Origin of the sequence: Rhodococcoides trifolii (genome assembly GCF_014635345.1) — a bacterium.
Classification (GTDB): Bacteria; Actinomycetota; Actinomycetes; order Mycobacteriales; family Mycobacteriaceae; genus Rhodococcoides; species Rhodococcoides trifolii.
The window spans coordinates 514,956-526,703 of the sequence record NZ_BMCU01000001.1; the positions used below are offsets into that span (position 1 = coordinate 514,956).

At 65.0% G+C, this 11,748-nt stretch carries 12 protein-coding genes and 1 tRNA gene; 7 read left to right on the top strand and 6 right to left on the bottom strand.

Annotated features, from left to right (window positions below):
• Positions 1–75 precede the first annotated feature (75 nt).
• The 4 genes from cysC to IEW02_RS02410 all read right to left on the bottom strand — a co-directional run bounded on the left by cysC (position 76) and on the right by IEW02_RS02410 (position 5,102).
• The gene (cysC, locus tag IEW02_RS02395; protein ID WP_188543091.1) at positions 76–1,944 is read right to left on the bottom strand and encodes an adenylyl-sulfate kinase; all 1,869 of its coding nucleotides are present in this window, start codon (positions 1,942–1,944) and stop codon (positions 76–78) included.
• Entirely contained in the window at positions 1,944–2,876 is a 933-nt protein-coding gene (gene cysD / locus IEW02_RS02400) for a sulfate adenylyltransferase subunit CysD (RefSeq protein ID WP_188543092.1), read from the bottom strand. The genes cysC and cysD overlap by 1 nt, the downstream gene beginning before the upstream one ends.
• Complete coding sequence (gene stf0, locus IEW02_RS02405; RefSeq protein ID WP_188543093.1) at positions 2,873–3,661, bottom strand: trehalose 2-sulfotransferase; 789 nt, start codon at positions 3,659–3,661, stop codon at positions 2,873–2,875. Before stf0 ends, cysD begins: the two co-directional genes overlap by 4 nt.
• Positions 3,662–3,755: 94 nt before the next feature.
• Positions 3,756–5,102, bottom strand: coding sequence for a sulfatase family protein (locus IEW02_RS02410; RefSeq protein WP_188543094.1), 1,347 nt, complete (start codon positions 5,100–5,102; stop codon positions 3,756–3,758).
• 32 nt (positions 5,103–5,134) lie between these two features.
• Here IEW02_RS02410 and IEW02_RS02415 point away from each other — a divergent pair, with 32 nt between their 5' ends.
• Entirely contained in the window at positions 5,135–6,004 is an 870-nt protein-coding gene (locus IEW02_RS02415) for an SUMF1/EgtB/PvdO family nonheme iron enzyme (protein ID WP_188543095.1), read from the top strand.
• On the top strand, positions 6,001–6,477 hold the full coding sequence (locus IEW02_RS02420; RefSeq protein ID WP_188543096.1) for a GNAT family N-acetyltransferase: 477 nt from the start codon (positions 6,001–6,003) through the stop codon (positions 6,475–6,477). The genes IEW02_RS02415 and IEW02_RS02420 overlap by 4 nt, the downstream gene beginning before the upstream one ends.
• Here IEW02_RS02420 and IEW02_RS02425 read toward each other — a convergent pair.
• Both IEW02_RS02425 and IEW02_RS02430 read right to left on the bottom strand, forming a co-directional pair.
• A tRNA-Cys gene (locus IEW02_RS02425) sits at positions 6,469–6,539 on the bottom strand. The two genes, IEW02_RS02420 and IEW02_RS02425, sit on opposite strands and share 9 nt — an antisense overlap.
• 101 nt (positions 6,540–6,640) lie before the next feature.
• Positions 6,641–6,862: an ANTAR domain-containing protein gene (locus IEW02_RS02430; protein WP_188543097.1), complete on the bottom strand. Its 222-nt coding sequence runs from the start codon at positions 6,860–6,862 to the stop codon at positions 6,641–6,643.
• 169 nt (positions 6,863–7,031) lie between these two features.
• On the opposite strand from IEW02_RS02430, the gene IEW02_RS02435 reads away from it, so the two are divergent.
• From IEW02_RS02435 to IEW02_RS02455, 5 genes are all read left to right on the top strand, one after another.
• A complete protein-coding gene (locus IEW02_RS02435; RefSeq protein ID WP_188543098.1) occupies positions 7,032–7,724 on the top strand; it encodes a GNAT family N-acetyltransferase in 693 nt (230 codons plus the stop codon).
• The gene (locus IEW02_RS02440; RefSeq protein ID WP_188543099.1) at positions 7,721–9,004 is read left to right on the top strand and encodes a PLP-dependent cysteine synthase family protein; all 1,284 of its coding nucleotides are present in this window, start codon (positions 7,721–7,723) and stop codon (positions 9,002–9,004) included. Before IEW02_RS02435 ends, IEW02_RS02440 begins: the two co-directional genes overlap by 4 nt.
• Before the next feature lie 130 nt (positions 9,005–9,134).
• On the top strand, positions 9,135–9,974 hold the full coding sequence (locus tag IEW02_RS02445; protein ID WP_188543100.1) for an ABC transporter permease: 840 nt from the start codon (positions 9,135–9,137) through the stop codon (positions 9,972–9,974).
• A complete protein-coding gene (locus tag IEW02_RS02450) occupies positions 9,971–10,693 on the top strand; it encodes an ABC transporter ATP-binding protein (protein WP_188543101.1) in 723 nt (240 codons plus the stop codon). The genes IEW02_RS02445 and IEW02_RS02450 overlap by 4 nt, the downstream gene beginning before the upstream one ends.
• Positions 10,694–10,718: 25 nt before the next feature.
• Entirely contained in the window at positions 10,719–11,738 is a 1,020-nt protein-coding gene (locus tag IEW02_RS02455) for an ABC transporter substrate-binding protein (RefSeq protein WP_188543102.1), read from the top strand.
• The last annotated feature ends 10 nt before the right edge of the window (positions 11,739–11,748 follow it).

Here is an 11,748-nt window from a genome sequence, read left to right on the forward strand (position 1 = left end):
GGGGTCAAGAACCGGCGAACGTAGCTACGACTGGTCGAAGGGCGAGCAGCTGATCAGCTGAGCGATGGGATCACGTCAGTTCCCCAGCACCTCGAGGACCTGCCGAACCAGATCGTCGATGTCCGCGCCGGTGGTGTCGATCGACAGGTCCGGGTCGTCGGGAGTCTCGTAAGGGGCGTCGACTCCGGTGAGTCCCTTCAGTTCTCCCGCGCGTGCGCGGGCGTAGAGGCCCTTCGGGTCGCGCCGCTCGCATTCCTGCAGTGGCGTCGTCACCGCCACCTCGATGAACCGTAGATCCGCCGCGTCGTTGAGTGCCCGCGCGATCTCACGATCGGATCGCAGGGGCGACACCAGCGAGGCAATGGCCACCACGCCGGCGTCGGCGAGCAGTCGGGTGAGATGTCCGACGCGCCGGACGTTCTCGGCGCGGTCGCCCGGGCTGAACCCGAGGTCGTCGGACAGTCCGTGCCGCACGTTGTCCCCGTCGAGGAGGTACGCGGTGCGGCCCGATTCGACCAGTGCCCGCTCCAACGCGACTGCCACCGTGGACTTCCCCGACGCCGGCAATCCGGTGAACCAGACGGTGGCACCGCGTTGACCGGTCGACGCCCACCGCTGACCACGGTCCAGCGCAGACGGATGCCATTTGATGTCGTTGCGTGTCTGCACGCCGGGTTTGACCTCACGGGCAACGGTGATGGTTCCCGCCCCGACGGTGTCGTTCGTCGTTTCGTCGATGAGGATGAACGATCCCGCGTCGCGATTGCCGAGGTACGGATCGGCGACGACCACAGACGACGTGCGGAGTGTGACCGACCCGATATCGTTGAGCGCCAACTCGACCGGGGAATCCTGCTCGTCGAGAGTCTCCGGGTCCAGCTTCGTGTCGAGCGCCTGCACGGTCGCGCGGACCGTCGATGCGGTGTGCTTGAGCGAGACGCGGTCACCCGCGCGCAGCGGAGTTTCCCCGAACCAGCACACGGTTGCGTCGATCTCTCTGGCGAGTACCGGCACGTGCGCGCCGTCCACCGCACTCACGATGACGTCGCCTCGACCGATGTCGATGTCGTCGGCCAGAGAAATCGAAATCGACAGCGGCGCAACCGCAACGGTTCGGGCTTCGTCGAGGGTGTCGATTTCGGTGACGGTACTGGTGGATCCGGACGGAAGCACGGTCACCGCGTCGCCGACGGACAGGGTGCCTGCAGACAGACGGCCGGTGTAGCGCCGGCGCTCGAGCTCGTTCGGTCGTGACACCCATTGAATCGGAAGACGCAGCTCGGCGGGTTCCGCTGCGGGAGCGGTCAGTTCGACCGATTCGAGGTACTCGAGCAGCGTCGGCCCGGAGTACCACGGTGTGTTTGCGGAACGATGCACGACGTTGTCGCCGTCCTTCGCGGCGAGCGGGACGACGGTGAGTTCCGCGGCGCCGAGTCGTGTGGCCAACTGCTGGAGCTCTGTTTCCACTTCCCTGAATCGCGATTCGGAGTAGTCGATCAGGTCGATCTTGTTGACCGCGGCCACGAGATGCTTGACCCCGAGCAGGCTGGAAATGCGCGCGTGACGGCGAGTTTGGCGGAGTACGCCGGCGCGTGCGTCCACGAGCAGCACCGCGACATGCGCGTTGGAGGCACCGGTGAACATGTTGCGGGTGTAGCGCTCGTGCCCCGGCGTATCGGCCAGGATGTAGCTGCGCTTGGCGGTCGAGAAGAAGCGGTAGGCCACGTCGATAGTGATGCCTTGTTCCTGCTCGGCGCGCAATCCGTCGGACAGGGCGGCAAGGTCGGGTAGGCCGTCTGCTTTCGTCACGGCCTGGAGGTGGTCGAGCGGGAGGCTGTCGGTGTCGAACATCAAGCGACCGATCAGGGTACTTTTCCCGTCGTCGACCGATCCGGCGGTGGCCATTCGAAGGAGCTGCCGCGGGGTCTCGTTACCGGTAGTCATCAGAAGTATCCCTCGCGTTTGCGGTCTTCCATGGCGGCTGTGGATGTGCGGTCGTCGGCGCGGGTTTCGCCGCGTTCGGAGACGGTGGCGGCGCTGATTTCGTCGATGACGCCGCTGATTTCGGTGGCGTGAGATCGGACGGCTCCGGTGATGGTGAGGTCGCCGACGGTGCGGTAGCGGACCATTTCCACGCGGGCCTGTTCGGTGTCGGTGGCTTCGGTGAATTCGGAGGTGGCGAGCAGGATGCCGTCGCGTTCGAAGACTTCGCGTTCGTGGGCGTAGTAGATGGAGGGTAGTTCGAGGTGTTCGAGTTCGATGTAGCGCCAGATGTCGAGTTCGGTCCAGTTGCTCAGGGGGAACACGCGCACTTGTTCGCCGCGTTTGATGCGTCCGTTGTAGAGGGACCAGGGTTCGGGGCGTTGGGCGCGGGGGTCCCATTGGCCGAATTCGTCGCGGAAGGACAGGACGCGTTCTTTGGCGCGGGCGCGTTCTTCGTCGCGGCGGGCTCCGCCGAATGCGGCGTCGAATTTTCCGGCTTCGAGGGCGTCGAGGAGGGTGCGGGTTTGTTGTCGGTTGCGTGATCCGCTGGGTCCGCCGATTTCGGTGACGCGTCCGGTGTCGATGGCGTCTTGGACGGAGGCGACGATGAGGCGGTGTCCGCCGGCGGCGAGGCGGCGGTCGCGGAATTCGATGACTTCGGGGAAGTTGTGTCCGGTGTCGACGTGCATGACGGGGAAGGGGATTGGGGAGGGCCGGAACGCTTTCTCTGCCAAGCGGAGGAGGACGATGGAGTCCTTGCCCGCCGAGAAGAGCAGGACGGGTCGTTCGAGTTCGGCGACGACTTCGCGGATGATGTGGACGGATTCGGCTTCGAGAGCGCGTAGTTCGTCGACATGGGTGACAGCTGGCTGGGTGACAGTGGTGGCGGTCATGCATTCACCCCTTCCTTCTTGAAGCGGGTGATCCAGTCGTCGGACCGGGCGTTGCCCTGTCGCTGGAGTGCCGGTGGTGGGGCGAGACCGGGGTCTAGTCCGAGCGCCGTGAGTACGCGCGCCGTGACACCGGTGGTGTCCGCGGCGAGGTCGGCGAAATCGACTTCCACCGGTTCGATGTCGTTGTCGGCGAACCACTGTCGCCAGTGGGCCTCCTGGTCCTCGAGGATGGTGAGCAGGTGTGCGATCCCGCCGGCGTGATATTGCGCTGCCGCATCCTTGTCCGGATCGCCCTTGCCGCGCCACACCTGCGTCTGCACCGCGCGCCACATCGACACTGCCTGCGCCACCACGTCGCTGCGGTAGACGTGCACGAATGTGACGTCACCGACGACGTCGTGGAGTGCGGAGAGCAGGTCGTCGCCGGAGCGCGTGGGAAGGCCGCGCGCGCGGTCGAGCACCAGAGGAGTTTGGTTCCACATGAGCTTGCCGCCCCACACACGGTTGGAGCTTCTGCCCTCACGCAGGATGCGGTCTCGCCACTGCTCGCTGGTCTCGGTGGACGGTGTTCCTGCCTCGAGCGGTGCGAGCAGGCGCAGAATGGAGTCGTCGGTGACACCCTCGAACCATTGCCTCGGCTGCGGCGGCCTCGATGTCGATGGGAGGTACTGGAAGAACTCCTGCGGTTCACCGGCCTGGCCGGTGGCCCGAAGCGACTCCACCAACAACGTGCTGCCGCTGCGTTGCGACGCCAGAACCAGATACGAACGCGGTTGATCGCTCATGGTCGCAGATACTAACGGCAGCCGAAGTGGGGCGCGCACCAGCAGTTTTCATGCACGGTGAGTGAAACCATTGCCGAATCAGGCAGGGTGTGTATCAGGGTTCGTGGTCGTCGGCGATTCCACGTTCGGAGCTGATGGCGGATCGAGACGGTAGTTTCAGACCTTTGATGGCCGCGTAGTCGTGGGTGTAGCGCTCCGAAATGCGTTCACCGACGAACTCGGACGGAATCACGTCGCGCGTGAACTCGCGCCAGGTATGCAGCCGCATGGCGAGATCTGCAGCGACGGAGGCAAATTCGGGGTCGTCGTGCAGATTCACGGTCTCGCTCGGGTCTGCAGTCAGGTCGTAGAGCTCACGCCTTGCCCGAGGCCCGCCGACCGAGTCGACGACCGCCTGACCCGACGGGCTCTCCTCGATGTCCCACGGAAGATCGAGTTCGGGCCGATCGGCATAGTTCTCGATGTAGCTGAATTCCTTGGTCCGGACGGCTCGGATGGGATCGAACGAATCGTGGTACGTCTTCGACGTGAAGACCTGTTGCCGCGCAGGATCACCGCCGATGGTCAATTGGGATGCGTGCGAGATGCCCTGCACCTCGTCCGGCACCGGAACGCCGAGGAGCTCGAGCACTGTGGGCACGATGTCTACACCGCTGAACAACTCGTCGTAGCGCGAAGTGGACACCGAACGGCCGGTTGGCGGCCGGACGATCAACGCGATGCCGGTACCCGGTTCGTAGAGCGTCGACTTGGCTCTCGGGAAGGCCGGCCCGTGGTCGGTGAAGAACACCACCCATGTCGACTCGTCGAGACCCTGCTCGGCAAGGGTGTCGAGCAGTCGGCCGACTGCCGCGTCCGCGACAGTCACCGACCCGTGGAACTCGGCGAGGTCCGCCCGCACCTCGGGGGTGTCCGGCAGGTAGTCGGGAACGTCGACGATGTCGGTGTCGTCAGGTGTGTAGCGCGCGCGGGGATAGGGGCGGTGCGTCTCGAAGAACCCGGCCGTCAACAGGAACGGCCTCGATTGCTCCGTACGAAGCCACGCCTGCGACTTCTCGACCACGTACTCGCAGTACGAGTTGGATACGTCGAACTCGTCGAAACCGAGCCGCGATGGAAATGACGTCTCGTGCTGCATGCCGAAAAGCGCAGTGTACCAACCGGATCGAGACAATATGGCGGGGAGCGTCTCCACGTCGGGTCGGTATTCCCACCCGTGGTGCGCCAACCCGACGAGGCCGTTGCTCTGTGGGTAGCGGCCGGTGAAGATCGACCCACGCGAGGGGGAGCACAGCGGAGCCGTTGCGTGCGCGCGGGTGAAGAGGACCCCCTCGGCCGCCAACGTGTCGAGCCTCGGGCTCGACACGGACGAGTGACCGTATGCGCCCAGATGACGCCCCAGGTCGTGCCAGTGAATCAGTAGCACATTGTCTTTCGCCATGGTCACTGAGTACCACATGCGATCATGTGGTGATGGCCGGATGCTGCTCCCCTTCGCGTGACGCGCGAGGCGCACGCGCTCGCTCGGTCTCTGCCGGCGGGTCGGCCCCACCCTTCGTCACGCTGACGGGCGGCACCTTCCTCATGGGCAGCGACGACGCGTATGCCTACCCGACCGATCTCGAGGGTCCGGTTCGCGCTGCGTTCGTCGGAGCATTCGACATCTCGGTCGCCACCGTCACTGTGGCGGAGTTCGACGCCTTCGCGCGCGCCACCGGGTACGTCACCGATGCGGAATCGTTCGGCGACTCGCTGGTGGCCGCGGCGGCCCTTCCCGTGGCCGACGCCTCCCCCGCAGTCACGTCGACGCCGTGGTGGCGGGTGGTCCGGGGTGCATCGTGGCGTAGGCCGTCGGGTCCGGATTCCGAGCTTGACGCACGTCGCGATGTGCCTGATCACCCGGTTACGCACGTCTCGCGACGTGACGCTTGGGCGTTCTGCGCATGGTCGGGGACGACTCTGCCTACCGAGGAACAGTGGGAGTTCGCTGCCCGCGGCGGTCTCGAGCAGCAGCCGTTTCCGTGGGGCGCCGAGGAAGACCTGACGCGCATGAACACGTGGGCGGGCGAATTTCCAGGTTTCAGAACCGACGTTGTGCTGACCGAACCCGCGGTGTCCCACGCCCCCAACGACTTCGGGCTCTACAACTGCACCGGGAACGTGTGGGAATGGACGACCGGAACCTTCGATGCAGCACGACGGGATCCGCGAGGCGTCATCCGAGGGGGCTCGCACATGTGCCACGCCAGCTACTGCCGGCGGTACCGGACCTCGGCCCGGTCGGGGGTCGGTGACGACACGTCCAGTGGGCACATAGGATTTCGCGTCGTGAGGAATTCATGACCGCTCTCGACGTGCGCGAGGTCCCCTGGGACCACCCGGACGCGGCGCAGTTGCGAGCGGAGATGGCGGCCGAGGTCGGGCCCCGGTACGCCGACCGCGAGGCCGACATGGCACGCACGAAAGCCAATGCGGTTGCGCCCGATACCGTGGCGAGGACGTTCGTGGTCTACGCGGCGGGAGAGCCCGTGGGCCACGCCGCTGTGCGGTGGAACGGCGACGACTTGGAACTCAAGAGGATGTTCGTCCGGCCCGCTGCCCGCGGAACCGGTGTGTCGCAAGAGATTCTGTACGCTGCTGAGAACTCGGCTCGTGACGCGGGCTTACCGCGGATCATTCTGCAGACCGGGGATCGCCAGCCCGATGCCGTTCGGCTATACGAGAAGAGTGGGTACACGCGGATCCCGATTTTCCCGCCATACGAGTCCATGCCCTTCTCCAATTGCTTCGAGAAGATCTTCGATGCGAGCGAATGACGGGAGTCGAACCCGTGTGGACGGCTTTGCAGGCCGCTGCCTCGCCGCTCAGCCACATTCGCATCTGTTCTGACGAACTGTCACCGGGCGAAACGGTGACAGGAACAACATCTCGCACGTAGTTGCACAGCAACACATTTTGGATCGCCGTGATCGAAACCGGTCACGCGACGTCCGCGACCGCGATGTGGACAGTCGGATATTGTGCAGACTCGACCACGGTGCGCGACGCGCGCAGCAAGCCGACGTTCTGAGTGCGTGCGCGCCGGGCAAGTACTTCGAACGCGTGCTCCCTGCTGTAACCGTACAAACCGATGAGAACGCCGATGGCGACGTCGATATCCGTTCGGGACGAGGAGGGGGAGGGTGTGTCGTGATTGTTCATGGGGACTAGTCTCCTGCGCGCGGCCAGTTCTGGACAGACTTCGGATCGTCGTGGTTGTTACTACCTCGGAGTTCGAATCAGCTCGAGTAAAACTCTGGACTCGGACGACTGGATCTGTTGCAGCGCAATCGATTTGTGGTGAACAGCGCCGCCCGGGAGGCTTGATCGTATGACGACGGAGATTTCCGTGCATCCACTCGACGACCCTGTGCGGTCGTCACTGCGGGGCGCACATGCCAAGTTCGCAACCTGGTCGGGGCAGATAGCTCGCTACGACTCCGAGGTCGCCGGTTTCGTCGGTCACCCGCCCGATCCGGCCGCGCAGGATTTCGCCGATCTGGCGAGTCTCGTCGGCCCGTCTACCGAGGTGGCGCTCCGCGGCGCCTTTGCGCCGCCGCCCGGCTGGGACACAGTTGGGGCGTTCGACTCGGTGCAACTGGACGGGTCGGCGCTCGAGGTCGAACAGGATTCGGAGACCGTGGTTCTCGGTCCCGAGCACGTGCCGGCCGTTCTCGATCTGGTCGAGCGAACCAAACCCGGGCCCTTTCGTCCCCGAACAATCGAGATGGGTACTTATCTGGGATTGTTCGACGGAGACGCACTCGTGTCGCTTGCCGGCGAGCGGATGCACCCGCAGGGGTGGACCGAGATAAGCGCTGTATGTACCGATCCCGACTATCGGCGCCGCGGTCTCAGCGCCCGGTTGGTGCGGGCCGTCGGGCACGGCATCCGTGAGCGCGGCGAGATCCCGTTCCTGCACGCACGGGCTGACAACTACTCGGCGATCGCGATGTACGAGTCGCTGGGCTTCGTGCTGCGCAAACGGTCCGTGCTGACGCTGGTGCGGACACCGGGGTCATGACGGAGATGGGGAACGTGTACGAGTCGGTCGCGGACGCCATCGGCCACACCCCGCTGGTCCGGTTACGCAGAGTCGCTCAGGGAATCGACGCCGCCGTGTACGCCAAGCTCGAATTTCTCAATCCCGGTGGTAGCGTGAAGGACCGGGCTGCTGTGTCGATGATCGACGCCGCCGAGCGCGACGGTTCGCTGAGAACCGGCGGAACGGTCGTCGAGGGTACGTCGGGCAACACCGGCATCGGTTTGACGATGGTTGCAGCGTCGCGCGGCTACCACAGCATCGTGGTGGTCCCCGACAAGACCAGCACGGAGAAGATTGCGACCCTGCGTGCGCACGGCGCCGATGTGCGGGTGGTCTCGGGCGCGAGGCCCACCCAGCATCCGGAGCACGTTCGCAACCTGGCCGCCCGCATCGCCGCCGAGACACCGGGCGGGTGGCTCGCAGGGCAGTACGACAACCCTGCCAACCCCGACGCGCACTACCGCACGACCGGTCCTGAGATCTGGCAGCAGACCGGCGGGCGAATAACGCACTTCGTCGCCGGGATCGGTACCGGTGGAACTGTCACCGGCGCAGGACGATTCCTGAAGGAGGCGTCCGCAGGACAGGTTCGGGTGATCGGCGCCGACCCTGAGACCTCGAGCTACGGCGGTGGCGACGGACGGGCTTTCTACATCGAGTCGGTAGGTCACTTCGTGCACCCCGAGTCCATCGAGGACACCTGGCCGGCGTCGTACGACCCCACAGTGCTCGACACCGTGGAACGGATTTCGGACCAGGAATCCATCGACGTGGTGCGAGATGTTGCACGCAGGGACGGTTTGCTCATCGGCGGCTCGTCCGGCACAGCGGTAGCGGCGGCCCTTCGTGTAGCGCGCACCCTCCCAGCCGATTCGATGGTGGTGGTGATTCTCCCGGATTCGGGGCGGTCGTACGTGTCCAAGTACTTCGATCCGGAGTGGTTGCAGCGCTTCGGTTTCGACGGCGTGGCTGCTCCCGTTGCAGCCGAAGGACCTCGTGCCGTTCGCTCCACCGCCACCATCGGTGAGGCACGAGAAGCGCTGGGCAACCGTCCCACGCTCCCCGTGGTGCTCGGGCGAGCGAAACTCGAGCCGGTGGTCGCAGCCGAGATAGTCGGCGCGATTCATCTTGCCCACGTGGCGGATGCACCGGCCGACGATCCGATCACCGACTACATCTCAGCAGCGCTTCCTCTCGTCGGCTCCGGGGACTCTTCCGGAGTTGTCGTGCACGGTGGGCGTGTTGTCGACGTGCGCTGAGGACGGCCCTCACGTCTGGACCGTGCGCGTATCAACGTAGGGCCGGCTACACCTTTTCGATCGCGCTGATTCGAACCGTCGACCGCATGCGATCGACCCCATAGCGTCGTCACCGACCTATGGGGGAGAGATGACCACTACCGACGCACGTCCCGTTGTGCCGCAGACACATCCGGTAACCGGTCCGGAATCCAGCCCGACCCGGTCAGCCTGGCAGCGCTACCGGTGGACCGTTCTGCGTGTTCTGTCGCCGATCGCGATCCTTCTGCTGTGGCAGATCGCCAGCGCTGCTGGCGTTCTTTCCGAACGGGTACTGCCCGCACCGTCGTTGATTCTAGACGCGGGCCTGGAACTACTGCGCAACGGTGAGTTGGCCGACGCGCTGGTGGTATCCGGCGGACGGGTGGTGCAGGGACTCGTGCTCGGAGGCGTCATCGGGGTGGTGCTCGGCGCTCTGGTGGGGCTGTCTCGTTTCGCCGAGGCGACCGTGGACCCGCCGCTTCAGATGTTGCGCGCGCTTCCCCATTTGGGTCTCATTCCGCTGTTCATTCTCTGGTTCGGCATCGGAGAGACACCGAAGATCCTTCTCGTCGCCCTCGGTGTGGCGTTTCCGCTCTACCTGAACACGTTCTCCGCTATCCGGCAGATCGATCGCAAGTTCGTGGAAACTGCTGTTGTGCTGGGGTTCACGTGGCGCCAGAAGTTCTCCACCATCATCCTGCCGAGCATCGCGCCGCAGCTACTCGTGGGTCTGCGCCAGTCGCTCGCGATCGCGTGGCTCTCACTCATCGTCGCCGAGCAGATCAACGCGGACACGGGACTGGGCTACATCATCAACAACGCACGCGATTTCCTTCGCGTCGACACCATCATTTTCGGACTCGTGGTCTACGCGCTGCTGGGTATCTCCACCGATGGCATCGTGCGCATCCTCGAGAAGCGCGCTCTGCGCTACACGGCAGGTTCATGATGACTTCGGCCACGAAAACCGTTGCGACACTGCAGAATATCGACAAGTGGTACGGGACCAATCAGGTTCTGCGCGGCGTCGATCTCACAATCGGACGGGGTGAAATCGTCTCACTGGTCGGACGCTCCGGCTCCGGCAAGTCGACCATCCTGCGAGTGTTGGCCGGCCTATCGACCGATCACACCGGTGAGCGCGAGGTCGAGGGCAACCCGGCCGTCGCATTTCAGGAGCCGCGTCTGTTTCCGTGGCGCTCGGTGCGCCAGAACGTCTCCTACGGGCTCAACACCGCCGGAGTGACCGGACAGGCTGCGCTGTCCGCGGCCGACGCCACGCTGGAGGAGGTCGGGCTGGGAGACAAGCGAGATGTCTGGCCGCTCACACTGTCCGGGGGACAGGCGCAGCGAGCATCGTTGGCCCGTGCGCTGGTCGGCGAGCCGGAACTACTGCTTCTCGACGAACCGTTCGGAGCTCTCGACGCACTCACCCGACTCACGATGCAGTCGTTGCTGCTCGATCTGTGGGGGCGTCACGAGTTCGGCATTCTGCTGGTCACGCACGACGTCGACGAGGCGGTAGCGCTGGCCGATCGAGTCCTCGTACTCGACTACGGCGCCGTGACCCTGGACGTACCAGTCGACCTCCCCCGACCCCGTGATCGCGGGACATCGGGCTTCTCCCGGATCCGTACCCATCTGCTCGGCGCCCTCGGCGTCCACTGAGCTCCTCCAACCGGAAAGAACCATCGTGTCCAACACACGCCGCTATGCCGGCGCCCTCATTGCCCTGTCCCTGTCCGTTGCCGCTCTGACCGGGTGCGTCTCGCGCGGCCAGGACACCGCCACCGCCGACGCGCCGGCGTTGGTCTCGAACGAGGACTTGTCGACCGTCACACTGAACGTCGGTGACCAGAAGGGCGGTACCGAGGCCCTCCTGAAGGCGTCGGGCCAACTCGACGGCACCGCGTACCAGGTTGCGTTCTCCACGTTCACATCCGGTCCGCCGCAGGTGGAAGCCGCAACGGCAGGGCAGATCGATTTTGCTGTCACCGGCAATACGCCGCCGGTGTTCGGAGTCGCGGCCAACGCGCGCATCAAGATCGTCTCCGCATACTCGAACAACGCGAGTGGCGATCAGATTCTGGTCCCGGCCAATTCGACGCTGACGTCGTTCGCAGACCTGCGGGGTAAGAAGATCGCCGTCGGAAAGGGTAGTTCCGCACACGGCCACGTGCTGCTTCAGCTGCAGAAGGCGGGGCTGACCGACAAGGACGTTCAGCTGGTGTTCCTGCAGCCGGCGGACGCCGGAACTGCGTTCGCGGCCGCGCAGGTCGACGCGTGGGCAATCTGGGATCCCTACACCGCCATCACGCAGGTGCAGACGGGTGCGAAAACGCTGACCACGGCGGAAGGCGTGGCCAACGGGTACGGCTTCGGTATCGCATCCCAGCAGGCGCTCGACGACCCGAAGAAGAACACGGCCTTACAGGATCTCGTGGTGCGCCTCGCCAAAGCGTCGGCCTGGGCGAAGGACAACCCTGCCGTGTGGGCTGCCGACTACTCCGCGGCGGTCGGCATCGATCCGAAGGCCGGCGAGCTTGCGCAGGGCCGGAGCCAGCGACCGGCAATTGCGCTGGACGCCGCTGTGATCGATTCCGAGCAGAAGCTGTACGACGCGTTCGTCGAGAGCGGATCCATCCCCGGTGGAAACGAGTTCGCCGACTTCGTCGACACTCGATATGCCGACGCCATCGGTTCCGCCACCTAATTTCTCGAGG